Annotated in this window: 17 protein-coding genes and 1 pseudogene; 7 read left to right on the forward strand and 11 right to left on the reverse strand. The window is 65.5% G+C overall.

Annotated features, from left to right (window positions below):
- Positions 1-342: 342 nt before the first annotated feature.
- From recC to B2D37_RS19245, 4 genes and pseudogenes are all read left to right on the forward strand, one after another.
- Positions 343-3,695, forward strand: a pseudogene (gene recC / locus B2D37_RS19230) (exodeoxyribonuclease V subunit gamma).
- Entirely contained in the window at positions 3,692-7,237 is a 3,546-nt protein-coding gene (gene recB, locus B2D37_RS19235; protein ID WP_079204205.1) for an exodeoxyribonuclease V subunit beta, read from the forward strand. The pseudogene recC and the gene recB overlap by 4 nt, the downstream one beginning before the upstream one ends.
- Positions 7,238-7,507: 270 nt before the next feature.
- Entirely contained in the window at positions 7,508-9,343 is a 1,836-nt protein-coding gene (recD, locus tag B2D37_RS19240) for an exodeoxyribonuclease V subunit alpha (protein WP_079204206.1), read from the forward strand.
- 118 nt (positions 9,344-9,461) lie between these two features.
- Complete coding sequence (locus B2D37_RS19245) at positions 9,462-10,229, forward strand: ABC transporter substrate-binding protein (RefSeq protein WP_256573100.1); 768 nt, start codon at positions 9,462-9,464, stop codon at positions 10,227-10,229.
- A gap of 129 nt (positions 10,230-10,358) precedes the next feature.
- Here B2D37_RS19245 and B2D37_RS19250 read toward each other — a convergent pair whose 3' ends face one another.
- Together B2D37_RS19250 and B2D37_RS19255 are read right to left on the reverse strand one after the other, a co-directional pair.
- Positions 10,359-11,159 (reverse strand): gamma-glutamyl-gamma-aminobutyrate hydrolase family protein, encoded by an 801-nt coding sequence (locus B2D37_RS19250; protein ID WP_079204209.1) that lies wholly within the window; start codon positions 11,157-11,159, stop codon positions 10,359-10,361.
- Positions 11,160-11,525: 366 nt separating this feature from the next.
- On the reverse strand, positions 11,526-12,464 hold the full coding sequence (locus tag B2D37_RS19255; RefSeq protein WP_256573214.1) for an AEC family transporter: 939 nt from the start codon (positions 12,462-12,464) through the stop codon (positions 11,526-11,528).
- A gap of 76 nt (positions 12,465-12,540) precedes the next feature.
- Here B2D37_RS19255 and B2D37_RS19260 point away from each other — a divergent pair, with 76 nt between their 5' ends.
- Complete coding sequence (locus B2D37_RS19260) at positions 12,541-12,945, forward strand: GFA family protein (protein ID WP_079204211.1); 405 nt, start codon at positions 12,541-12,543, stop codon at positions 12,943-12,945.
- Between the two features lie 42 nt (positions 12,946-12,987).
- On the opposite strand, the gene B2D37_RS19265 is transcribed toward B2D37_RS19260, so the two are convergent.
- From B2D37_RS19265 to B2D37_RS19305, 9 genes are all read right to left on the reverse strand, one after another.
- Positions 12,988-14,937: a DUF4105 domain-containing protein gene (locus B2D37_RS19265; protein ID WP_371915460.1), complete on the reverse strand. Its 1,950-nt coding sequence runs from the start codon at positions 14,935-14,937 to the stop codon at positions 12,988-12,990.
- A 2-nt stretch (positions 14,938-14,939) separates the two neighbouring features.
- Positions 14,940-15,260 carry a DUF2388 domain-containing protein gene (locus B2D37_RS19270; RefSeq protein WP_079204213.1) on the reverse strand — a complete coding sequence of 107 codons (321 nt, stop codon included), beginning with the start codon at positions 15,258-15,260 and terminating at the stop codon, positions 14,940-14,942.
- A gap of 123 nt (positions 15,261-15,383) precedes the next feature.
- Complete coding sequence (locus tag B2D37_RS19275) at positions 15,384-15,701, reverse strand: DUF2388 domain-containing protein (protein WP_079204215.1); 318 nt, start codon at positions 15,699-15,701, stop codon at positions 15,384-15,386.
- 95 nt (positions 15,702-15,796) lie between these two features.
- On the reverse strand, positions 15,797-16,003 hold the full coding sequence (locus tag B2D37_RS19280) for a DUF1127 domain-containing protein (protein WP_079204216.1): 207 nt from the start codon (positions 16,001-16,003) through the stop codon (positions 15,797-15,799).
- A gap of 245 nt (positions 16,004-16,248) precedes the next feature.
- The gene (locus B2D37_RS19285) at positions 16,249-16,464 is read right to left on the reverse strand and encodes a DUF1127 domain-containing protein (protein WP_079204218.1); all 216 of its coding nucleotides are present in this window, start codon (positions 16,462-16,464) and stop codon (positions 16,249-16,251) included.
- A 435-nt stretch (positions 16,465-16,899) separates the two neighbouring features.
- A complete protein-coding gene (locus B2D37_RS19290; RefSeq protein WP_079204219.1) occupies positions 16,900-18,336 on the reverse strand; it encodes an NAD(P)(+) transhydrogenase (Re/Si-specific) subunit beta in 1,437 nt (478 codons plus the stop codon).
- A 2-nt stretch (positions 18,337-18,338) separates the two neighbouring features.
- Positions 18,339-18,668, reverse strand: a complete 330-nt coding sequence (locus B2D37_RS19295) for an NAD(P) transhydrogenase subunit alpha (RefSeq protein ID WP_079204220.1) — start codon at positions 18,666-18,668, stop codon at positions 18,339-18,341.
- Between the two features lie 11 nt (positions 18,669-18,679).
- On the reverse strand, positions 18,680-19,801 hold the full coding sequence (locus B2D37_RS19300; RefSeq protein WP_079204221.1) for a Re/Si-specific NAD(P)(+) transhydrogenase subunit alpha: 1,122 nt from the start codon (positions 19,799-19,801) through the stop codon (positions 18,680-18,682).
- A 548-nt stretch (positions 19,802-20,349) separates the two neighbouring features.
- Positions 20,350-21,258 carry a LysR family transcriptional regulator gene (locus B2D37_RS19305; RefSeq protein WP_079204222.1) on the reverse strand — a complete coding sequence of 303 codons (909 nt, stop codon included), beginning with the start codon at positions 21,256-21,258 and terminating at the stop codon, positions 20,350-20,352.
- 192 nt (positions 21,259-21,450) lie between these two features.
- On the opposite strand from B2D37_RS19305, the gene B2D37_RS19310 reads away from it, so the two are divergent.
- On the forward strand, positions 21,451-22,629 hold the full coding sequence (locus tag B2D37_RS19310; protein ID WP_079204223.1) for an acyl-CoA dehydrogenase: 1,179 nt from the start codon (positions 21,451-21,453) through the stop codon (positions 22,627-22,629).
- Between the two features lie 222 nt (positions 22,630-22,851).
- A complete protein-coding gene (locus tag B2D37_RS19315) occupies positions 22,852-24,075 on the forward strand; it encodes a CaiB/BaiF CoA-transferase family protein (protein ID WP_079204225.1) in 1,224 nt (407 codons plus the stop codon).
- The last annotated feature ends 112 nt before the right edge of the window (positions 24,076-24,187 follow it).

Here is a 24,187-nt window from a genome sequence, read left to right on the forward strand (position 1 = left end):
TGGCCGAAGCCGCGCTCCAGCTTGACCGTGAAGCTCAGGTCGTAGCGTTGATCGAGCCTCCTGGCCTTGTGTACTCGTATCCTCGCGCTCGGGCGACACTGGCTGTCGCCCCGCGCTGCCAGACTGGTTAATCTAGCAGCCTGGCGGACTTAACGCTGTCCTACTGCGGGAAAGCCGGACGTGGTTAGTTTTGCTGTGCGTTTTCGTTAAGTAGCCAGCTATTCGCCTCGATAACACAGCAGAACTGCCTCAACCCAAAATGTCGGACCGCGGGCTTCCTCTCGCCACCGCCGGTCGAATCCGACAGGCTGCTAGCGCTTCGCAACGGATGCAGTGCCAACCATGCTCAATCTTTATCATGCCCCCGACCTGGAAACCCTCGGCGAACTGGCGACTACGCTGCTCGCCCAGCCGCTGCATCAGCCCTTCGCCCCGGCGTTGGTGGTGGTGCCGAGTCAGGGCATGGGCCGTTGGCTGACCCTGGAGCTGGCGCGCAAGCAGGGCATTGCCATGCAGCTCGAGGTGCAGTTGCCGGCCAAGTTCGTCTGGGACCTGTCGCGCCTGGTTCTGGGGCAGCTGCCAGAGCAATCGGCGTTCGCCCCGACCACCCTGGCCTGGCGCCTGTACGACTGGCTGTGCGAGCCGAGCAAGCTGGGCGAGGCGCCGCGTCTGGCGCATTACCTCGAGGGTGGCGACGAGCGCCGGCGCCTGTCGCTGGCCAGCAAGATCGCCGACGTATTCGACCAATACCTGCTGTATCGCGATGACTGGCTGGCCGCCTGGGAGCGTAACGAGCTGCTCGACCTGGGGCCGGACGAAGCCTGGCAGGCGTTGCTCTGGCGCGAGCTGACTCGAGATGGCCATCCGCATCGCGCGCGGTTGCTCGAGGATCTGTTGCGCCGGCTGTACGATGAGGCGCCCATCGCCAATCTGCCCGAGCGCCTGCTGGTGTTCGGCATCAGCAGCCTGCCGACCCACCATCTGCGCGTGCTCGAAGGCCTGGCGCGGCACACCGAGGTGGTGATCTTTGCCCTCAACCCCTGCCGCGAGGCCTGGGGCGAGATTCGCGATATCCGCGAGCTGGCCCGGCAACCTGAGCTGAGCCCGGATGACTGGTACCTGGATGTCGGCCATCCGTTATTGGCCAGCCTGGGCAAGCAGGGCCGCGATTTCTTTGACAGCCTGTTCTCCCTGGCCTCGGCCGAAGGCAGCCAGGAAACCGGCCTGTACTCCGAGGATGCCGATCTGCACGACGCCAGCCTGCTGCAGGCGCTGCAGAACGACATCCTGCGCCTGCGCACCCGCCCGGCCGATGAACGCCTGCTGTTGCGCGAGGACGACCGCTCGCTGGAGCTGCATATCGCCCATTCGCCGCTGCGCGAGGTGGAAATCCTGCATGACCAGTTGCTCGCCCGCTTTGCCGCCGAGCCTGAATTGACCCCGGACCAGGTGGTGGTGCTGACCCCGGATATCGAGCGCTACGCGCCTTATATCGAGGCGATTTTTGCGGCTAAAACCGGCGCCCCACGGATGGCCGGCCCCGGACGGCCGGACCCCGCATTCCCTTCAGCCTGGCCGACCGCAGCCAGCGCGCGGAAATCCCCCTGATCGAAGCCTTCCTCAACCTGCTCGCCCTGCCCGACAGCCGCTTTGCCGCCGAGGAAATCCTCGCCTGGCTGGAGCAGCCGGCGCTCGCCCGCCGCGCCGGTATCGAAGCCGAGGACCTGACGTTGCTGCGCGACTGGCTGCGCGAGGCCGGCGTGCGCTGGGGCCGCGACGGCGCGCATCGCCAGCAACTGGGTCTGCCGGCCGACAGTGCCTTCACCTGGCGCCAGGGCCTGGATCGCCTGCTGCTGGGCTTCGCCGCGCCGCCACAATTGGCCGGCGTACAGGCCCCCTTGCTCGGCGACAGCTGGCCGCTGGATGCCCTGGAAGGTGGCCGCGCGCAGTTGCTCGGGCGCCTGATCGCCTTCGTCGAGCGCCTGGCCGCCCTGGCGCAGAGCCTGCAGCACCCACGCAGCCTGAGCGAATGGGCCGAGACCCTGTTGCAGGTGGTCGACGGCCTGTTCGATGAGCGCGAGGCCGGCGACACCTTGTTATTGCTCTCCAGAGCCTGCGCGGCGCTGCAGGATCAAGCGCTGGCTTCCGGCATCGAGCGGCCGCTGGAGCTGGCGCTGATCCGCCAGCAACTGACGTCGGCGCTGGAGCAGGGCGGCGGCGCCTCGGGTTTCCTCACCGGCGCGGTGACCTTCTGCACCATGGTGCCGATGCGCAGCCTGCCGTTCCGCCTGGTCTGCCTGCTCGGCCTGGATGACGGCGCCCTGCCAAGGCGCACCCCGGCCGCCGGCTTCGACCTGATCGGCCAGAAACCCCGGCGTGGCGACCGCGCCCGGCGCCTCGACGACCGTTACCTGCTGCTGGAAACCCTGCTCTCGGCGCGTGGCGGCCTGTACCTCAGCTACGTCGGCCGCGACCCGCGTAGTAACGCCGAATTGCCACCCTCGGTGCTGGTCAGCGAACTGCTGGATGTCATCGACCTCACCGCAGTTTGTGGAAACTCCTGTGGGAGGGGCTTTAGCCGCGAAACAGACGCCACCGATCCATCATCGCCTTCCAAGGCCAGCGCCCACATTACCCACCAGCACCCGCTGCAGCCCTTCGCCTCTGGCAACTTCGCCGGTGGCGCCCAGGCCGGTTTCGCCGCGCCCTGGTTCCGCGCCGCCCAGCGCCTGAGTGAGGTGGTCGCAGCACCGCAGCCCTTCGCCAGCATCCTGGCCGCGCCGGACCAGGACGGGCCGGGCGGCGATCAACTGACCCTGGAACCCAGCCAGCTGATCCACTGCTTCAAGCACCCGGCGCGCTACCTGCTGGAACAGCGCCTCGGCCTGCGCCTGGCGCAAAGCGAGGAAGCCCTGGCCGGCGACGAACCCTTCAGCGTCGAATGGACCAGCCAACACGGCCTGCGCCAACTGGCGCTGCGGGCCGTCGAACAAGGCTGGAGCGAGCGTGCGGAACGCAGCGTGGCCGCCGCCTCCGGCTGGTTGCCGGTGGGCGAACTGGGCCAGGCGCACTGGGGCCAGATTCGTGGGCCGATCCGCGCCTTCGCCCCGACCCTGTTCGACGAACGGCCGAGTGATGCGCCGCAACCGCTGCTGGTGGATATCCAGCTGGCCGGCGTGCGTATCCACGGCTGGCTCGACGGCGTCAGCGCCAGCGGCTTGTTCGACTACCGCCTGCGCGACCTCGGCGCCTGGGAGCTGGCGCCGTTCTGGCTGCGCCACCTGCTGCTCAATTGCGCCGCCACCCCAGGAATCGCCCGCGACAGCCGTCTGCTGTCGCCGAAAAGCGAATGGCGCCTGGGGCCGTTGGCCAACCCGTTGCAACTGCTCGAACCCTGGCTCGAAGCCTATAAAAGTGCGCTGTGCGAACCGCTGCCGGTGCTGGCCAAGTGCAGTTATGGCTTCGCCCGTAAATGGCGCAAGCCCGGCCGCAAGGAACCGCTCGACGCCGCGCGCAGCGAAGCGCGGGTGATGTGGCAAGGCAACGACTACATGAGCGGCGAAGGCCAGGACCCCTGGAACGCCCTGGCCTTCCGCGACCGCGAGCCGCTGGACGCACGTTTCGAAGCCCTGGCCGAACAACTCTATGGGCCGGCCCTGGATGCCCTGCGCGACAGTGACGAGGATGAGGCATGACGAGCGCACCGTTGGACCTGCTGCACGACAGTTTCGCCGGCCGCTCGCTGATCGAAGCCAGCGCCGGCACCGGCAAGACCTGGACCCTCACCGCGCTGTACGCCCGCCTGTTGCTGGAGCAGCGCCTCAGCGTCAGCCAGATCCTGGTGGTGACTTTCACCACCGCCGCCACCGCCGAATTGCGCGAGCGCATTCGCTTGCGGCTGGCCGAGTTGCTGGCGGTCTACGACGCCGGCCCCGGCGCGGACGAGTTGCTCAATCGCCTGCACGCCGAGTACCCGGACGCGGCCAGTCATCGGCGTCTGCTGCTGGCGGTGCACGGCTTCGACGAGGCGGCGATCTTCACCATCCACGGCTTCTGCCAGCGTGCGCTGCAGGACGCCGCATTCGAGGCCGGCGGCGACTTCGACAACGAGCTGACCCACGACGACCGCGAGATTCTCGACGCCTTGCTCGCCGACCTCTGGCGCCATGAGCTGGCCGCCGCCGAGCCGGAGTGGGCGGCCTTTCTGGTCCAGCACAAGTTGACCCCGCAGAGCCTGCGCCAGCGTCTGCGCAACCACCTGGGCAAACCCTACCTGCGCATCGAGCCGCAGCCCGGTGCCCGCAGCGAGATGAGCGCCCTGCGCAATGCCTGGCAGCACGCGCGGGACTGCTGGCAGCAACTGAGCGGTGAATGGCTGCAGCAGCTCAAGGCCTTCGACGGCTTCAAGAGCAATATGTGCAACCCGCTCAAGCTCGGCGCCTGGCAAGGCGAGCTGGACGGCTACTTCAGCGATGCCGCCGCGCTGTTCAGCAAGACCGAGGCGCACCAGCGGCTGGCGCGTGAAGGCCTGGCCAAGGCCAGCAAGAAGGGCAGCAGTGCGCCGGACAGCCCGCTGGCCGATGCCCTGCAAGGCCTGTGCGACGCCCTGCAGACCGCGCAGCCCGAAGCCGAGCAACGCCTGATCGACCTGCAGGTACGCCTGATCGGCGAGCTCAACCAGCAATTGCCGCAGCGCAAGGCCGCCCAGCGCCTGCTGGCTTTCGACGACCTGCTCAACAAACTGCAGCAGGGCCTCTACGGCGAGGGCGGCGAACACCTGGCCGGCACCCTGCGCGAACAATACCCGGTGGCGCTGATCGACGAGTTCCAGGACACCGACCCGGTGCAGTACCAGGTGTTCCGGCGGATCTACGAAAACCAGGGCGACCTGTGTTTTGTCGGCGATCCGAAGCAGGCCATCTATGCATTTCGCGGCGCGGACCTGGCCACCTACCTCAAGGCTCGCGACGAGGCGGCGCGCCAGTACAGCCTGGCCACCAACCACCGTTCCACCCCCGAGCTGATTGCCGCGCTCAACCAGCTGTTCGACCGGCCCATGCCGTTCGCCGAGCCGGGCCTGAGCTATCCGCAAGTCGGTGCCAGCCAGCGTGCACGGGCGCAGTTGGTGCTCCCCGTTGTCGATGCTGAGCCGGACGCGCCCTTGGCGCTGGTCTGGCTGGACGACGACTACCTCGGCAAGGGCGAAGCCGGCGCTCTGGTCGCCCGCGATACAGCCCGGCGCATCGCCGCCTTGCTGGCGGCGAGCAGTCGCGGCGAGGCCTATTTCGAGGCGCAGGGCGAGCGCACGGCGCTCAAGGGCGGCGATATCGCCGTCCTGGTCGCCAGCCACCGCCAGGCTGGCGACGTCGCCGCCGAATTGGCCGCCCGCGGGGTGCCCAGCGTGCGCCGCGGCAAGGAAAACGTCTGGCACAGCGAAGAGGCCGGCGAGCTGGCCGCGGTGCTGGCCGCCTACGCCGAGCCCGGCCGCGAAGGTGCGCTGCGCTACGCCCTGGCCAGCCGCCTGCTTGGCCGCAGCGCCGTGGATCTGGCGGCCTGCCAGGACGACGCCCAGGCCTGGGATAGCGAACGCGAAGCCGCCGAGCGCTACCACCAACTCTGGCAGCAACAGGGTTTTATGCGCGCCTTCCGCGCCTGGCTGGACGAGCAACAGGTGGCGCCGCGTCTGCTCGCCCTGGTCGATGGCGAGCGCCGGCTGACCAACCTGCTGCACCTGGCCGAACTGCTGCAGAGCGAGAGCCTGCAACGGCCGGGGCTGGAGCAATTGCTGAGCTGGTTCAACGCCCAGCGCAGCGCCGAAAGCCACGGTGAAGAAGCCCTGTTGCGCCTGGAAAGCGATGCCGAGCGGGTGCAGATCGTCACCATCCACACGTCCAAGGGCCTGGAATACCCCTTGGTGTTCTGCCCCTACCTGTGGGACGGCGCCTTGCTGCGCCAGAGCGAAGACATCACCTGCCATGCCGACGACGGTGCGCCGTTGCTCGATTTGGGTGGCGAAGACTTTGATACGCACCGCGAGCGCGCCCGCCATGAGCGTTTCGCCGAGCGCCTGCGCCTGACCTACGTGGCCCTGACCCGCGCCCGCGACCGCCTCTGGTTGCACTGGGGGCCGGTGGACTGCAAGCCGAAAAAGGACGGCACGCTCAGCGAGGCCGGCTTGCACAGCAGTGCCCTGGCCTGGCTGCTGCACGGCCGCCAGTTGCCGGGCGAGGATGCCCTGGGCGAACTCGCCGGCCATCTGCAAGCGCTCAGCCCCAGCGGCCTGCGCGGCGAAATCGATCAGCTGGTGGGCTCAAGCCACGGCCATATGGCCGTGCAAGCACTGCGCGAGAGCGAAGCCAGCGCCGCCGGTGAGCGCCGCGCACCGCCGCCCCAGCAGCTGGACCACATGAACCGCAGCCTGCACAGCGCCTGGCGCATCGGCAGCTTCTCCGGCCTGGCTTCCGGCATGCACATGGAAGCGCCGGACCGCGATAGCCTGGTGCTGCCCGCCGCCAGCGAACCGGGTAGTGGCTTCTTCGCCTTCCCCCGCGGCGCCCGCGCCGGCACCTGCCTGCACGCGATCCTGGAAGACTGGGCACGCGGCAAGGCGCCGTTGCCTGAGCTGATCGAGCCGGCGCTGCGCGGTCATGGCATCAGCTGCGACTGGAGCGAGGTGGCGTTGAGCCAATTGCAGCAGGTGATCGACAGCGATCTCAACGGCGCCGGCCTGACCCTGGCCAGCCTGCAGTCGGCGCGCCGCCTGCCGGAACTGGGCTTCACCTTCCCCGTGGTCAATCTCGATCTGCAGCGCCTGCGCGCGATCCTCACCGATCCGGCCCATGGCCTGGCCGCGCCGATGCGCGAAGCCGCCGCGCGTTTGGAGTTCGACAGCCTCAAGGGTTTCCTCAAAGGCTATATCGACCTGACTTTCGAGCACGACGGCCGCTGGTATATCGCCGACTACAAGTCCAACTGGCTCGGCCCGGACGCCAGCTACTATGGCGGCGAACGTCTGCTCCAGGCCCTGGCCGGCGAGCATTACTACCTGCAATACCTGATTTACCTGGTGGCGCTCCGGCGTTTCCTGCGTCAACGCTTGGCCGACTTCGACGGCAGCCAACTAGGCGGCGCCTACTACCTGTTCCTGCGCGGCATGCCCAGCGCCGGGGTGTATTTCTCGCGACCCAATGATGGGCTGCTGGATGCGTTGGATAACCTGTTCGAAGGAGAAGGGTGATGACGGCTTTTGTAGGAGCGGGGCGTGCCCGCGAAAAGGCGCCGGCGCAAGAGCATCGCGGCCATGGCCCGCTCTCATCAAGCAAACAGTATGTTATTGATTTTATTGGTTATTACGTTTTCTGTAGGAGCGGGCCATGCCCGCGAAACGCATCGCTGCCATGGGCCGCTCCTACAGGTACCCACAAGCTGATAGACGCAATTGCCCCCCAGTTTGCTGCGCGACAACGCGGCGTCTGGATGACGGGGAATCTCCTGCCGGAGTACCTCCATGCTGACTGACCTGCCCCTCGGTCCCCTGGAGCGTGCCCTGGTCGACAGCCTGCGGCGCCTCGACCCGGCGGCCGAACCGCTGGTGCTGATTTCGGCGGCGCTGCTCTGTGCGGCGCTGGATAACGGCGATGTCTGCCTGCCGCTGGCGCGCCGGGCCGGGCAGCGGCCCTGGGCGGACCACGCGTTCTGTCTGCCGGCCCTGGCCGAGTGGCAGGCGCACCTGCAGGCCTCGTCGCTGGTCGGTGGCGACGGCGACTTCACCCCGCTGATCCTCGACCACGGGCGGCTCTATCTGGCGCGCTATCAGGCCTACGAGCGCCAGCTCGCCGAGCAGTTGCTTGGCCGTGCGGCCGATCTGCCGGTAGTCGACGAGGGCCAACTGAGTGCAAGCCTGGCTCGCCTGTTCGCCTTCAACTCTTCATCCCAAGCGGGGCAGCAACCCGACTGGCAGCGCCTGGCCGCTGCCCAGGCGGTACGGCGCAAGCTGGCGGTGATCTCCGGCGGGCCCGGCACCGGCAAGACCACCACTGTGGTGCGTCTGCTCGCGGCGCTACTCGAACAACCCGGCGGCGAGCGAATGGCCATCGGCCTGGCTGCACCCACCGGCAAGGCGGCGGCGCGCATGGCCGAGGCGATCCGCAATGCCAAGTCAGCGCTGCCGGTCAGCGCGGCGGTCAAGGCGGCGCTGCCGGAACAGGCACGCACCCTGCACCGTCTGCTCGGCGCCCGTGGCGACAGCCCGCAGGTGCGGCACCACGCGGCCAACCCGCTGGCGCTGGACGTGCTGGTGGTCGACGAAGCCTCGATGGTCGACCTGGCGCTGATGGCCAAGCTGATCGATGCCCTCCCGCCCAGCGCGCGGCTGATCCTGCTCGGCGACAAGGATCAGCTCTGTGCGGTGGAAGCCGGCGCGGTATTCGCCGAGCTGTGCGAGGGCCGTGGCTTCGACGCCCAGGCGGCGGCTGACCTGCAACGCATCACCGGTCAACAGGTAGCGGTCGCCCAGCCGACCTCACGCCTGGGCGATGCCGTGGTGCTGCTGACGCACAGCCACCGGTTTGCCGGCGACAGCGGCATCGGCGAGCTGGCGCGGCGGATCAATGGCGGCGACGTCAGCGGCACCCTGGGTTTGCTCAAAGAACAGCGCAGCGACCTGGCCTGGAATGCCCAGCCGACCCCCGCCGATCTGCTCGAACGGCTGGACCAGGGCTACGCACCCTTTCTCGCCGCGGCGAAAAGCGCCGATCCACAGGCGGCCTTCGCCGCCTTCAACGACTTCCGTGCCCTCTGCGCCCAGCGCGAAGGCGCTTGGGGCGTGGCCGGGATCAATGAAGCGCTGGAAGCACGGGTGAAGAGGCGCAGCCAGGTCGCCAGCCGCGAACGCTGGTACGTCGGTCGGCCGGTGATGGTGCGACAGAACGACTACGCCCTCGGCCTGTTCAACGGCGATATCGGCATCTGCCTGCACAGCGAACACGGCCTACGGGTGTTCTTCGAAAGTGAGGACGGTTACCGCCCCTTCGCCCCGGCACGCCTGCCCAGCCACGACAGTGCCTTCGCCATGACCGTGCACAAGAGCCAGGGCTCGGAATTCAGCGAAGTGCTGCTGGCGCTGCCCGAGCAACCGAGCCCGCTGCTCAGCCGCAGCCTGTTCTACACCGGCATCACCCGGGCCAAGCACAAGGTGGAAATCTGGGGCCTGCCGGCGCGTCTGGCCGAGGCGGTGGCCACCCGCGCCGAGCGCGCGGCGGGATTGGCCGAGCGGCTGGCGGGGGTGGCTTTGCCGGTGCCGGCGGCGGGTAAGGATGCTGGCCAATTGGCGTTGTTCGACTGAACACCTGGCTGTTAGGGTGGCCTGATGCGCTTTCGCTGGGTAGCCGCTTCGCGCCACTCTGTCGCGCGGATCTACTCAGGTGCCACCCTACGCCAGTTAACGAAAGGAATGAGTATTCATGAGAGTTGGTCGGTTGCTGATGTTGCTGTCGAGTCTGTGGTTCGTTCCCCAGGCCTCTGCTGAGTCCATGCAGCTGGTTACCGGAGATGGTTATGCGCCCTTTACCGGCAAGGCATTGCCCGGTGGCGGCCTCCTCACCCAGGTGGTACAGGCGGCCCTCAGTCAGAGCCGGGTCAGCAGCGAGCTGGACTGGCAACCCTGGAACCGCGGCCTGCACATGACCCTGTTAGCGCAGTACGACGCGACCTTCCCCTACGTGCGCTCGCAGGAGATGGAGCAGGACTACCTGTTCTCCGATCCGCTGCTGGTGGTCAGGCAGCATCTGTTCAGCCGGGCTGGCGAGGTCTATGAGGTCGACGACCTGCCGGCTCTGGCCGGAAAGCGGCTGTGTTATCCGCTCGGCTGGCAGTTGCCTACGGCGATCCAGAGCATGGTCGAGCAAGGCCTGCTGACGCGGCATGCGCCCCCGGGGATGATCGAATGCGCCCGCTTGCTGTTGCTCCAGCGCGATGATTTCTTCATCGCCAATGGGCCAATTGGCGAGGCCGCGCTGGAGGCCACGGGAGAGCCTTCCAGTCATTTTCGTCGCTCGCAGAGTGCTTTTCCCGAGAGGAGCCTGAACCTGATCGTGTCGCGTCGTCATCCGCACGCCGAGCAGCTGTTGTTGACCTTCAATCAGGGCCTGGCGCAGTTGCAGGCGGGCAACCAGTACCGCCTGATACTCGACGGCTATCTGCAGCAACGCGACCAGCAAGCCGCGCGTTGAGCGCGAGGTCAGTACCGCGAGCAGAACCGCCGCGTCGAGGTGCCGTGGTTCACCCTCGAATAGCCCGCCCGCTTCCGCACCTGCGACCGAGCGCCTGCGTGCAGAACCTCGGCCGCAAAGCACTGTGTACTAGCGCAGGTTAGCCGCCGCCGTCTGCGCCACGCGCTGGCGGCAGGCCGCGCCGAAGGCCTGGAAGATTTTCACCGAGTCGGGGTTTGCGCTGGCTTGCCATTCCGGGTGCCACTGCACCGCGAGGGTGAATTGCGCCAGCCCGGGCGCGTGGATGGCTTCAATCAGACCGTCTTCGGCGTAGGCCAGTGCTTCAAGGCCTTCGCCCAGGGTGGCGATACCCTGGCCGTGCAGCGAGTTGATGCTGATCTCATCCTTGGCCAGCAAGTCGGCCAGCCAGCTGCCGGGGACCAGGCGCACGTTGTGGCTTTCGCCATACTGCACCTCCACCGGGTCGCTGGAGTCCTCGCGGTGGTCGTCGAAGCCGCCGACGGCATAGAGTTTCTGGTGGATGTCGCCACCCAGGGCCACGTTGATTTCCTGCATGCCGCGGCAGATGCCGAAGATCGGCAGGCCACGCGCCACTGCGGCGCGGATCAGCGGCAGGTCGAACAGGTCGCGATCACGATCCTGGGCCTTGTCCGGCGTGAGGTTTTCCTGGTTGTAGAGGGCCGGGTCGATGTTGCTGCCGGCGCCGGTGAGGTACACGCCGTCGACCATGTCGAGGTATTGCGCGAGGTCGTCGGTGCCGAAGCAGGTCGGTGCCAGCAGCGGTACGCAGCCGGAAAACTCGACGAGGGGGGCGATGTATTTGTGAGTCATCACCTGATAGGCATGACCTTTACGTTCCTGGGCGCCCATGGACATAAGGACCACGGGCTTGCGTTTGGCGTTGGAAATAGTGCCGCTGTTGTTGGACATAGATCACCTTGGGGCAGAGAAAGTCTGCCGTTGCTGTGCAGGAAGGGCCGTCGCGGCGGCACTGCTTCCTGTTTTTGTTGCCGGTGTCGACGGGCGCCTGGGTAGATGCAACAGGCTGCAAGAGGCTTGCCGGGAGGGTGGCGGTTGAACCTGTTTTCGGCGCTCTCGGGTAGTCGAAACACCGGCTCAGTCTGCCAAAGCCGTAAAATATGTCAAACGAATAGCACGATATTTGTGGAGATAACCAAGCAGTCGGTATGCTGATTATTGAGAAATATTGGCTTATATAGCTGTTTTTAAACGAATATATTTTGTTTTCAGTATCTGTGGCAGTCCAATATTTTCAACGCCTGACGAGTCAGGTCTTCAGCCCACCACCAGTATCAGCAGCAAGGGCAGGCTGGCGGCCGCCAACAGCGTCTGCAGGGTAATGATGCCGGCCATCAGGTGGCTGTCGCCGCCCAGTTGGCGGGTCAGTACATAGGCGGTCGGTGCCGTCGGCAGGGCGAAGAACAGCACCAGTACGCTGCTTTCCAGCGCGGGCAATTGCAGGCCATAGGCCACGGCCCAGGCCAGCAGGGGCATGGCCAGCAGGCGCAGGCCGCTGTTCCAGGCCAGGGCGGGAATCTCGCCGCCGAGTTGCTCGGGCTTGAGCGCGGCGCCGACGCAGAGCAGGCCAAGCGGCAGGCTGGCGGCGGCGAGCAGGCCGAGCAGGCGCTCGCTGCCGCCGGGCAGGCCGAGCCCGCTGAGGTTGATCAGGACGCCGCCGAGGCAGGCGAGAATCAGCGGGTTCTTGAGAATCGGCAGGAGCAGGCTGCGCGCACTGACGCCGCGCTCGGCGGTCAGTGACCAGACCGACAGCACGTTGACCGTTGGCACCATCAGGGCCAGCATCAGGGCGGCCAGGCTCAAGCCGTCCTGGCCGTACAGGCTGCCCACAGCGGCCAGGCCCAGGTAGGTGTTGAAGCGCAGCGCGCCCTGGCTGAAGGCACCGAAACGGCCGGCAGGCCAGCCGCGCAGGCGCCGCAACAGAAGCAGCGCCAGCCAGGCGATACCCAGGCCGAGCATCACTGCCAGGGCCAGGCGTGGCAGCGCCGGGTTGTCCAGCGGTGCTCTGGCCAGACTGCTGAACAGCAGGGCGGGAAACAGGATGAAGTAGTTCAGCCGCTCGGCACCGGGCCAGAAGGCTTCGTTGGGGAAGTCCCAGCGGCGCAGGTAAAAGCCGGCGACGATCAAGGCGAACAATGGCCACAAGGCCTGCAACAACTCCAGCACGGCAATCTCCGCCTTCGGACCAGCGGCTATCTTGGAGAGCGCGGCACAGCGGCGCAAGGCCGTTAACGGTATTAGGCTGAGGCTAGTGCCGATCGAGGAGGGGCTTATGAGCGACGTTCACAGCGGTGGTTGTCAGTGCGGCGCCTTGCGCTATCAATTTCGCGCAGCATTGCGCGACATCGCCCATTGCCACTGCTCGATCTGCCGCCGCAGTACCGGCGGCATCCTCACCACCTGGATCACGGTGCCACTGGCAAGCTTTGCGTGGCTGGCCGGTACGCCGACCGAGTTCGTCTCGTCAGCCAGTTGCACGCGCAGCTTCTGTCCGCGCTGCGGCGCCCACCTGACCCTGTTCACCACGCTCAGTCCTGAGACCCTGGATATCACCGTCGCCACCCTGGATCAGCCCGAACTGACACCGGCGGACCGGCATATCTGGGTACAGAACCGTTTGCCCTGGCTGCAGCTGGACGAGCAGTTGCCGCAAGAGCAGCAGGAACACATCCCTTAGGGCGGCCATGGCGAAGCCTTGAGCGCCGATGTCCGGCACGGCCTACGGCAGCATTAAGCCGCCGCTGGCCTTGTGCAGCCTGCGCAGGTGTTCGCCGAGCTGCACCAGGTTGGCTTCGTTGGCTTCCAGTTCCGCCATGCGCGCCGGTTCCAGCAAGTTGCGCACTTCCTGGTCGAGGTCGTCGCTGAGCTGGCGCAGTTGCTGCTGGCGGTTGCGGCTCTCGGCTTCCAGGCGTTGCCACTCGGCGCGTTGCGGCAGGCCGTATCCGCCCTCGAGCAGCTCCGCCGGGCGGCTGAGAAAGCCGCTGTTGGCGAGGATCTGTTCCAAGGCGCCGCCGGCTTTGTTCAGGCTCGGATCCTTGGCCGCACGACCGGTGAGGTAGCGGCGCTTGAGTTCGTCCTGGGCCAACAGCAATTGGCGGCGTAGCGCGGCTTGCTCGAGCAGCAACAGCGCGGCGCTGGCCCGCAGGTCGGCCTTGGCGAACCAGGGCCGGCGCACCTCGGCGCTCTGCTCCAGCCAGTCCTCGACGTTGGCCTGGGCGATCGGCAGGCGCTGTTGCAGCACCGCGAACATGGCCTGGTAGCGGTCGCGGAAGGAGTCGAAGCGATAGCCCAGGCGCAGCGCCTCGCGCGGGTCGTCGAGCACGCTGCGATCGGCCAGGTCACGCGCTACCAGAGTCTCGAGCAAGCCGTTGGGCAGGATGCTGTCGAGCGCCTGCAGGCGCGGGTGCTGGCTGCCGCTACGCAGCAGCTTGAGGGTTTCCACCGCGCAGTTATTGGAGATGAAGTAGTAGTCGCCGTCGTAGCTCCAGTGCTGTTCGGCGGCGCGGGTGACCAGTTGCTCCAGCTGCACGCGGTCGAGCTTCAGCGGTACCGAGGCCAGGCTGCGCAGTTCGACCTTGGTGTATTCCTCGATCACCTGGGCCAGCGGCAGGACGAACAGGCGCGACGGGTAGGCGCCGGTCAGGCCGTCCCAGCTGGACAGCTGCAGATCGCCGACGAAGGCGCGGTAGGACAGCACCAGGTGTTCGTCCAGATCCAGGCGGCAATCCGGCCCGCGTGGCCGGCCGGGGGCGCAGATCACCAGGCGCAGCATGCTGTGGCCCCAGCGGCTGGCCCATTCCTGGTTGGCCTCGGCGAGCAGGTAGTCGACCTGATAGACCCGTGCCGGGTCGAGGGTACCCAGCGGTTGGCGGGCGAAATCGCGGCCGGCGTTGAGGTAGGCGTAGCCGCCGGTGCAGGGCTGCTGGTTGGCCGCTGTCCAGCCGGCGAAATGCTCGCTGAAATGGCGTGCCAGCGAGGGCCGGCGACAGGCGTAGCTGGGGTCGAGGAGGAAGTACTCGAGGTTCACCGCGACGAATTCGCGCGGGTTGTGCAGCTCGTAGGCGTCAGGGCTGCGCGCCACCTGGCCGTTGGCCTGCTCGCGCGCGCCGCGCCGGCCGACCTGTTGCGGCCAGCCAGCCAGGTCAAGCAGGCGCGGGTCGTCGCTGAGGGTGAAGCGTCTTGCGGTCTGGCCACGGCAGGCGTCGGGCAAACCTATTGGGCCGAGGCTGGCGCGACGCTGTCGGCAGCGTTGCAGCAGGCGTTTTTCGTCCTGCGGCCAGAGCTGTGCACGGTCATACAGGTGGGTCAGTTCGTGCAGCACGGTGGCCAGCAGCTCGCGGCGCACGTTGCCATGCGGGCGCTGGGTTGGCGTAGTGGCGGCGCTGCCATCGCGCAGTGACGGCAGCAGCTGGCTGTTCAGTTCGATGCCGCTGAAGCGTCCCGCGCGACCGTACACCTCGGCCTGCATCGGCCGCCAGCGTACCTTGACGCGCCGGTCCAGGTGTTGCTTGAAGCCTGCTGGCAGGGCCGCGAGCGCTTCATTCAACAGCGCCTGGCTGGCCTGCCGTTCACTACGGTTGAGCGCATCGCTATCCAGCGCCAGGCGCAGCTCGGCATGGCTGCCGACACTGGTCAGTAGACTAAGGGCCAGCAGCCAGGCGCGGGTCAGATTCACCTGGCGAGAATGGCTTCGGCCAGTACCTGATCGGAGGCGTGCTGCGCTTCCGGCACGCGGCTGCGAATGGTGCCGAGTGCCGCTTCCAGCTGCGCGCCGCGGATGGCGCCCTGGCTGGCGACGAAACTGGCAGCATCGTCTCGTGCGGCAAGGACGATTTTCGAGTCACGCACCGAGGTGGTGGTGTCCGAGGTGAAGTCGAACGTACGGTCAAGCGCCTGCACGATGATATTGCTGGTGGCAACCAGGGTTTGCGCCTGGGCAGTGCCGACGAACAAGGCAAGCAGGGCGACAGCGACAAGCAAGGAACGAGGCATGGCAATCTCCGGGAAACCAGATGATGAGGGTTGGATGGCTATCCGCGCGGACAGTTCCTGCACATGGCCGCCTACTGCATCAGGCCTGAGCCAGTGCGGCTAATTAGCGGTGTGCCCGCTGCTTCAGCGGCTAAGAATCGCCTGCGCCAGTTGCTCATCGTCGGCGGCCAGTTCAGGGGCTTGCTGACGGATGTGCTGCAGCGCCGCCTCCAGCCGCACGCCACGGATAGCACCCTGGCTGGCGATGAAGCTGGCGGCGTCGCTACGGGCGGCCAACACGAGCTTGTCGTCACGCAACGAAGAGGTGGCATCGGACGTCGCGTCCGAGGTGCCCATGAGGGCGCCGGCCAGGGTATCGGTGGTGGCGACGAAACTGGACGCCGAGGCGCTGGTGGCCAGCACCCACAAAGCGGAAAAACCAAGTGCACGCAAGGTGATCATCGTGAAACTCCTGAGCCGGTTTGCACAGGCGTGGCAACCGGCCACGCCATCTTATTGAAGCCTAGCTCAGGGACCAGTCGACGCACCATGCTGGCTTAACGCCAGAACGGTTTATCCAGTTCTGCCAGGCGTTCGCCGGGGCTGATGCCGGCATCGGCCAGCAGGTGTGGATCCAGCCTGGCCAGCTGGCGGCGGGTGCGGGTATTCAGCTGCCAGCGTTTGAGGGTCGCGCGCAGGCTGGGGAGCGGGTCGATGCGTGGCTGGTCGAGTGCTGCTGGAATCTCGCTGAGAATGCGCTCCATGGTAATGATCCTTCCCGTACAGGGCGGGCGTGGCGGTATATGAGCATCCATGGTCGCGTGGCACAGGCTAGCGTGGCAGTCACAGTCAGGTAAAAGTGTACGGGGTCAATTGCTGTTTTTATAAAACTGTTCTGCTTGTGGCGCGGCAAGCTGTGCTGTTCGCCCGGGCGCAGAACGAAAAAACCCGCCAACGCTGGGCGTGGGCGGGTTTGTCAGTGCGTGCTGAGCGGCTTGCGCCGCCAGGCTTAACGCCAGAACGGCTTGCTCAACTCAGCGTAACGCTGGGCCTCGCTGATGCCGGCGTCGGCCAGCAGGCGGGCATCCAGGCGCGCCAGTTGGCGACGGCTGGTGACGCGGCGCTGCCAGATGAGCAGTGCGGCAACCATGCGCAGCGGCAAACCGCTGGTGGCGTTGGAGGAGTTAGTTTCAAAAAGCAGGTCGGAACTGAGTGTACGTTCCATGGTGACATCCTTCCGCTTGTGGCGGGACTAGAGAGTGTTTTGCCTGGTGCCCATATTCCGCTTCTTACCAGCAGTGCAATAGCCACAGCTGGGTTAAATTGTTGAGCTATTAGATAGCGTGCTTAGTAACTGTTGTGCTGTTTTTTGCAACAATTGTACCGGTGATAAGTGAATTGCCGTGCTTTAGTGCATTAGGCAGTTCTTTATCTCGCTACTTAATAGAAAGGTAGTGGTTATCTACGGGTACAGTTGTAAATTGATTGCCGGGCACCGCTGATCTCTAGTTCAGCTTTTTATCCCATGTTGTGGCTGGTCGGGGCCGATCTGTATCGGTGATGAGGCCCTGCAGAGCAGTCACCGGGCGAGAAGGCGGCGTTGCTGCGCGCAGAAAAAACCCGGCACGCAGTGGCCGGGTCTTGTCATGCGCTGCAGCGGTCAGTCGACGGCTTTGACCATGTCTTCGATGACCTTCTTGGCGTCGCCGAAGACCATCATGGTCTTGTCCAGGTAGAACAGTTCGTTGTCCAGGCCGGCATAGCCGCTGGCCATCGAGCGTTTGTTGACGATCACGGTCTTGGCTTTGTAGGCCTCGAGGATCGGCATGCCGGCGATCGGCGACTGCGGATCGTTCTTCGCCGCCGGGTTGACCACGTCGTTGGCGCCGAGCACCAGCACCACGTCGGCCTGGCCAAACTCGGAGTTGATGTCGTCCATCTCGAACACCTGCTCGTAAGGCACTTCGGCCTCGGCCAGCAGCACGTTCATGTGCCCAGGCATGCGCCCGGCCACCGGGTGGATCGCGTACTTGACGGTGACGCCACGGTGACTCAGCTTCTCCGCCAGCTCCATCAGCGCGTGCTGGGCGCGGGCCACCGCCAGGCCGTAGCCGGGCACGATGATCACGGTGTCGGCATTGGTCAGGAGGAAAGCGGCATCGTCGGCCGAACCGGATTTCACCGGGCGGGCTTCCTTGTCAGTGGCCGGGCCGGTGACGTTGGTCGCGCCGCCGAAGCCGCCGAGGATGACGTTGAAGAACGAGCGGTTCATCGCCTTGCACATGATGTACGAGAGAATCGCACCGCTGGAACCGACCAAGGAACCGGCGATGATCAGCATCGAGTTGTTCAGCGAGAAGCCGATACCGGCCGCCGCCCAGCCCGAGTAGCTGTTGAGCATCGACACCACCACCGGCATGTCGGCGCCACCGATCGGGATGATGATCAGCACGCCGATGACGAAGGACAGGGCCAGCAGCAGGGCGAAGGCGCCGAGGTTGCCGGTCAGGGTGAACACCAGGCCGAGGCCGAGAATCGCCAGGCCGATCGCCAGGTTGAGCTTGTGCTGGCCGACGAACTGTACCGGTGCGCCCTGGAACAGGCGGAACTTGTACTTGCCCGACAGCTTGCCGAAGGCGATCACCGAACCGGAGAAGGTGATGGCGCCAATGGCCGCACCGAGAAACAGCTCCAGGCGGTTACCGGCCGGGATCGGATCGCCGAGGCTGGCAACGATGCCCAGCGACTGCGGTTCGACCACCGCGGCAATCGCGATGAACACCGCGGCCAGGCCGATCATGCTGTGCATGAAGGCGACCAGTTCGGGCATCTTGGTCATTTCCACGCGCTTGGCCATCAGGGTGCCAACGCTGCCGCCCACCAGCAGGCCGAAGATGACGAAACCGAGGCCCTGGGTGGCCAGTTCGCTGCCGAGTTTGTACACCAGGCCGACGGTGGTGAGGATGGCCAGGCCCATGCCGAGCATGCCGAACAGGTTGCCGCGCCGCGACGACGTCGGGTGCGACAGACCCTTGAGCGCCTGGATAAAGCAGATCGAGGCGACGAGGTAGAGAACAGTGATCAGGTTCATGCTCATGGTCAGTGCTTCTCCGCGGGTGCGCTGCTGCTTGCGGCAGGGCGTACCTTCTTCTTGAACATTTCCAGCATGCGCCGGGTTACCAGGAAACCGCCGAACACATTGACGGCGGCCAGGGCCACGGCCAGGGTGCCCATGGTCTTGCCCAGCGGGGTGACGGTCAGCGCCGCTGCCAGCATGGCGCCGACGATGACGATCGCGGAAATCGCGTTGGTCACCGCCATCAGCGGGGTGTGCAGGGCGGGGGTGACGTTCCACACCACGTGGTAGCCGACGTAAATCGCCAGCACGAAGATGATCAGGTTGTACATGCCATCGGAAATCATATCCATGTCCCTGCTCCTTAGCCGTTGGTTCGGACGACTTGGCCGTCGCGGCACATCAGGCACGCGGCGACGATGTCGTCTTCGAGGTTGAGGTGGAACTGAGCATCCTTGTCGATGACCAGCTTGAGGAAATCCAGCAGGTTGCGCGCATACAGAGCCGAGGCATCGGCTGGCACCATGGCCGCCAGATTGCTGTGGCCGACTATGGTCACGCCATGCTGCACCACCACCTGTTCGGCGACGGTCAGCGGGCAGTTGCCGCCTTGCGCAGCGGCCAGGTCGATGATCACCGAGCCTGGCTTCATTTCCGCCACTGTGGCGGCATGCAGCAGGGTCGGTGCCTTGCGGCCCGGAATCAGCGCGGTGGTGATGACGATGTCAGCCAGCTTGGCCTTCTCGTGCACCGCCTTGGCCTGACGCTCCATCCACGACGCCGGCATCGGCCGCGCGTAGCCGCCGACACCCTGGGCGCATTCGCGCTCTTCATCGGTCTCGAACGGCACATCGACGAACTTGGCGCCGAGCGATTCGATCTGTTCCTTTACCGCCGGGCGTACGTCCGAGGCTTCGATCACCGCGCCCAGACGTTTGGCCGTGGCGATGGCCTGCAGGCCGGCGACACCGGCGCCAAGGATCAGCACGCGCGCGGCCTTCACCGTACCGGCGGCGGTCATCAGCATCGGCATAAAGCGCGGGTAGTGGTACGCAGCCAGCAGCACGGCCTTGTAGCCGGCGATGTTGGCCTGCGACGAGAGCACATCGAGGCTCTGCGCGCGCGAGGTACGCGGCGCGGCTTCGAGGGCGAAGGCGGTGATACCGCGAGCGTTCATCCGCGCGATGGTCTCGTTGCTGAACGGATTGAGCATGCCGACCAGCACCGCGCCGGTCTGCATGTGGACCAGTTCAGCATCCGTGGGCGCCACTACCTTGAGTACCAACTCGGCACCGAAGGCGGCGGCGTCGCTGCCGATGCTTGCGCCGGCTGCCTCATAGGCGCTGTCGGGGATACTGGCGCTGACGCCGGCTCCGCTCTGCACGGTGACCTGATGGCCTTGGCCGATCAGTTTCTTGATGGTTTCTGGCGTGGCGGCTACTCGCGTTTCGCCGACATGGGTTTCGAGAGGAACACCGATGTGCACGTCAAATCTCCTGCGTGATCTTTTTTAGTGAACCGGCACACTGCGGATGGCGCACCGGCGAAGGGAGGATCAGCACAAATCACCCTAGCAGAAGCTATGTAGTGGGCGGGGGGCGGCATTTTGCAGGCGCAGCATAAGTCCTTCAAGGTGTTATGGAGTAAAACCTTGCGACAACTACAAGTCACTCTGCGACTTGTGAACCATTATTTCCGGCAAAGGCTTGCTGGGCGTGGCTGCCAAGGTCATTGGAGGGTGTTTTTCGCGCCGTCGGCATGCGCGCTATGAATAGCCGTCCATCAAATGGCCGCACTCCTGACGAATAGGGCCTCCAGCGCCGGCATTCAGGGGGTTACACACGCTTAGCTGTGCAATAAATTGGACAGCTTAGTTCGCTAGCAGGCAGCGACGTGTAGTTGTCTTAGATGCTGACTACGGGGTCAGCTTGCTTTGATTTGTTCATCCTAAAAGGGCTTTGCGCGGCTGACGGGAAAAAGGAGCGCCCTGCCGGGGCGCTTGAAGTAAGAGCGAATTACTTCGCTTGCTGTCGTTTATTCCAGATCACTCGCCTGGGCATAGTCCCGTGCTTGCTGAACCAGCCAGTCGCGAAAGCTTTGCAGCGCGGCGGATTCCACTTTGCGCTCGGGAATCATCAGGTAATAGGCCTTGTCGCTGCTGTAGGCATGTTCCAGCGCCAGCACCAGGCGGCCCTCGCTCAGTTCCCGTTGAATCAGAAAGGGCGGAATCAAGGCCACGCCCATCTCATGCATGGCGGCCTGGGCGAGCATCGAGAACAGCTCGTAACGCGCCCCGCTCATGTCCCGGGCAACATTCAGCCCCAGCGAGCTGAACCACTGGCGCCAGGCATAGGGCCGGGTGGTTTGCTGCAGCAGCGGCAGGCCGGCGATCTGCTCGGCGCTGAGGCTGCTTTGCCCGGCGAGGAGCGCCGGGCTGCACACCGGCATGGGGTTTTCGCGCATCAACAGGTGCGAGGCAGTGCCTGACCAGTCGGCGTCGCCGAAGTACACCGCGGCATCGAACTGGGTATCGGCGAACAGGAACGGCCGGGTGCGGTTGGTCAGGTTGACCGTGACCTGCGGGTGCAGGCGCTGGAAATCCTTCAGCCGCGGCAGCAGCCACTGGGTGCCGAAGGTCGGCACCACCGCCAGTTCGATGCTCATGGCGCCTTGCTGGCCCATTACCGCCAGGGTGTCGCGCTCCACCGCGTCGAGTTGCGCGGCCACCCGTCGGGCGTACGACAAGCCGGCCTCAGTCAGCTTGACCCCGCGCCGCGAACGGCGAAACAGTTCGACGTTGAGAAACTCCTCCAGCCCGGCGATCTGCCGGCAGATCGCGCTCTGGGTCAGGGCCAGTTCTTCGGCCGCGCGGGTAAAGCTCTGGTGGCGGGCCGCCGACTCGAAGGCGATCAGGGCCGTGGTGCTGGGGATTTTGCGGCGCATCTGTGCGGCACTCTCACTCTGATCTGGATTAAATAGCGTTCAAAGCTACCTCGGAGTGCGTAAAAAGCACAACAGAATGCGAAATCCTCGTTTGCCCCGAGTGCTCATGCGGCCTAGGATCAATCCCATGCACCCCGTGGGCGCGGCCCAGGCCGCGATGATTATCCCCCGTCTCAACTCGAGGTTTTCGCGATGGCCAAGGCAAGCTTCAACTGGATCGACCCGCTGCTGCTCGATCAGCAACTGACCGAAGAAGAGCGCATGGTGCGCGACAGCGCGCAACAGTTCGCCGCCGACAAACTGGCGCCACGGGTGATCGAAGCCTTCCGCCACGAGCAGACCGACCCGGCGATCTTCCGCGAGATGGGCGAAACCGGCCTGCTCGGCGCGACCATTCCCGAAGCCTACGGCGGCAGCGGCCTCAACTATGTGTGCTACGGCCTGATCGCCCGCGAAGTGGAGCGCGTCGACTCCGGCTACCGCTCGATGATGAGCGTGCAGTCCTCCCTGGTGATGGTGCCGATCTTCGAGTTCGGCAACGAAGCCACCAAGCAGAAATACCTGCCCAAGCTGGCCAGCGGCGAATCCATCGGCTGCTTCGGCCTCACCGAGCCTGACCATGGCTCCGATCCGGGCTCGATGATCACCCGCGCCAAGAAGGTCGACGGCGGCTACCGCCTGAGCGGCGCCAAGATGTGGATCACCAACTCGCCGATCGCCGATGTGTTCGTGGTTTGGGCGAAAGACGATGCCGGTGAGATTCGCGGCTTCGTCCTGGAAAAAGGCTGGCAGGGCCTGAGCACCCCGACGATTCACGGTAAGGTCGGCCTGCGCGCCTCGATCACCGGCGAAATCGTCATGGACAACGTGTTCTGCCCGGAAGAGAACGCCTTCCCCGATGTGCGTGGCCTGAAAGGTCCGTTCACCTGCCTCAACTCCGCCCGTTACGGCATCAGTTGGGGCGCGCTGGGCGCCGCCGAAGACTGCTGGCACACCGCGCGGCAGTACTGTCTGGATCGCAAGCAGTTCGGCCGCCCGCTGGCGGCCAATCAGCTGATCCAGAAGAAGCTGGCCGACATGCAGACCGAGATCACCCTGGCCCTGCAAGGCTGCCTGCGCCTGGGCCGAATGAAGGACGAAGGCACCGCCGCGGTGGAAATCACCTCGATCATGAAGCGCAACAGCTGCGGCAAGTCGCTGGACATCGCCCGCCTGGCTCGCGACATGCTCGGCGGCAACGGCATCAGCGACGAGTTCGGCGTGGCCCGCCACCTGGTCAACCTGGAAGTGGTCAACACCTACGAGGGCACCCACGACGTGCATGCGCTGATCCTCGGCCGGGCGCAGACCGGCATTCAGGCGTTTTTCTAGACTCGGTGGAATATCGGCTGCGCTTGGTGATGCTGCGTTGAAAGCAGGTTCGGTAAGCCCTTGCGGCTAGCGCGCTTTAGCGCGACCCGCATGGCGAGTGAAACGAGTAATGCTCATTGACTACAGTCAACTCCGCTTCCTCACCTGTTTTCGCCTTGCCTGACCTGCGCTCGCGACGATCTTAAACCTATTCCCGGTTGTTCATTTTCAACGAGGCTTCCCATGCCCGGCGCCCTATCGCATATCCGTGTGCTCGACCTCTCCCGCGTGCTTGCCGGGCCCTGGGCCGGGCAAATCCTCGCCGACCTCGGCGCCGAGGTGATCAAGATCGAGCGCCCAGGCGTCGGCGATGACACCCGCCACTGGGGTCCGCCGTTCCTGCGGGACGCCGCGGGCGAGAACACCAGCGAGGCCGCCTATTACCTGTCGGCCAATCGCAACAAACAGTCGGTCACCGTGGACTTCACCCAAGCCGAAGGCCAGCGTCTGGTGCGCGAGATGGTGGTCAAGGCCGACATCCTGATCGAGAACTTCAAGGTCGGCGGCCTGGCCGCCTACGGCCTCGATTATGCCGCGCTGAAGGAGCTGAATCCGCAACTGATCTACTGCTCGATCACCGGCTTCGGCCAGGACGGCCCCTACGCCAAGCGCGCCGGTTACGACTTCATGATCCAGGGCCTGGGCGGCTTGATGAGCCTGACCGGGCGCGCCGACGACGAAGCGGGCGCTGGGCCGGTCAAGGTCGGCGTGGCCCTGACCGACATCCTTACCGGCCTGTATTCGACCGCGGCGATTCTTGCCGCCCTGGCCAGCCGCGACCAGACCGGCAATGGCCAACACATCGACATGGCCCTGCTCGACGTGCAGGTCGCCTGCCTGGCCAACCAGGCGATGAACTACCTGACCACCGGCGTGGCGCCGCGCCGGCTGGGCAATGCCCACCCGAACATCGTGCCCTATCAGGACTTTCCCACGGCGGACGGCGATATCATCCTCACGGTCGGCAACGATGGCCAGTTCCGCAAGTTTTGCGAGGTCGCCGGCCTTACGGCTTTGGCCGCCGACTCGCGTTTTTCCACCAATCAGGCCCGTGTCGCCCATCGCGCCGAACTGATTCCGCTGATCCGCCAGGCCACCGTGTTCAAGACCACCGGCCAATGGCTGGCGGCCCTGGAGCAGGCCGGCGTGCCCTGCGGGCCGATCAATGATCTGCAGCAGGTCTTCGCCGACCCGCAGGTACAGGCCCGTGGCCTGCGCGTCGAGCTGCCCCATCCGCTGGCCGGCAGCGTGCCGCAGGTGGCCAGCCCGATTCGCCTGTCGGCGACCCCGGTGCAATACCGCAATGCGCCACCGCTGCTCGGCGAACACACCGAGCAGGTGTTGCAGCAATGGCTGGGTTTGAGCCTGGAGCAGATAGACCAACTGCGTCAGGCGGGAGTGCTCTAGGAACCTGTCGGACTTAATGGGTAATTGCCCAGACTTGCCCACCCATTTGCATTCGACCTGACCAGTCATTTGCAGCGGATCTGACCAGCACGCTTCGTGGTCATGACCGGCA

The sequence above is a fragment of the Pseudomonas sp. CC6-YY-74 genome, from assembly GCF_002025205.1.
Lineage (GTDB): Bacteria > Pseudomonadota > Gammaproteobacteria > Pseudomonadales > Pseudomonadaceae > Aquipseudomonas > Aquipseudomonas paeninsulae.

Excerpts from the sequence above, each read along its gene's own strand:
- B2D37_RS19275 (WP_079204215.1), bottom strand. The coding sequence starts at position 15,701 with ATGATCACCTTGCGTGCACTTGGTTTTTCCGCTTTGTGGGTGCTGGCC.
- B2D37_RS19310 (WP_079204223.1), top strand. The coding sequence starts at position 21,451 with ATGGCCAAGGCAAGCTTCAACTGGATCGACCCGCTGCTGCTCGATCAG.
- B2D37_RS19280 (WP_079204216.1), bottom strand. The coding sequence starts at position 16,003 with ATGGAGCGCATTCTCAGCGAGATTCCAGCAGCACTCGACCAGCCACGC.
- B2D37_RS19270 (WP_079204213.1), bottom strand. The coding sequence starts at position 15,260 with ATGCCTCGTTCCTTGCTTGTCGCTGTCGCCCTGCTTGCCTTGTTCGTC.
- recB (WP_079204205.1), top strand. The coding sequence starts at position 3,692 with ATGACGAGCGCACCGTTGGACCTGCTGCACGACAGTTTCGCCGGCCGC.
- B2D37_RS19285 (WP_079204218.1), bottom strand. The coding sequence starts at position 16,464 with ATGGAACGTACACTCAGTTCCGACCTGCTTTTTGAAACTAACTCCTCC.
- recD (WP_079204206.1), top strand. The coding sequence starts at position 7,508 with ATGCTGACTGACCTGCCCCTCGGTCCCCTGGAGCGTGCCCTGGTCGAC.
- B2D37_RS19290 (WP_079204219.1), bottom strand. The coding sequence starts at position 18,336 with ATGAGCATGAACCTGATCACTGTTCTCTACCTCGTCGCCTCGATCTGC.
- B2D37_RS19305 (WP_079204222.1), bottom strand. The coding sequence starts at position 21,258 with ATGCGCCGCAAAATCCCCAGCACCACGGCCCTGATCGCCTTCGAGTCG.
- B2D37_RS19260 (WP_079204211.1), top strand. The coding sequence starts at position 12,541 with ATGAGCGACGTTCACAGCGGTGGTTGTCAGTGCGGCGCCTTGCGCTAT.
- B2D37_RS19315 (WP_079204225.1), top strand. The coding sequence starts at position 22,852 with ATGCCCGGCGCCCTATCGCATATCCGTGTGCTCGACCTCTCCCGCGTG.
- B2D37_RS19250 (WP_079204209.1), bottom strand. The coding sequence starts at position 11,159 with ATGTCCAACAACAGCGGCACTATTTCCAACGCCAAACGCAAGCCCGTG.
- B2D37_RS19245 (WP_256573100.1), top strand. The coding sequence starts at position 9,462 with ATGAGAGTTGGTCGGTTGCTGATGTTGCTGTCGAGTCTGTGGTTCGTT.
- B2D37_RS19295 (WP_079204220.1), bottom strand. The coding sequence starts at position 18,668 with ATGGATATGATTTCCGATGGCATGTACAACCTGATCATCTTCGTGCTG.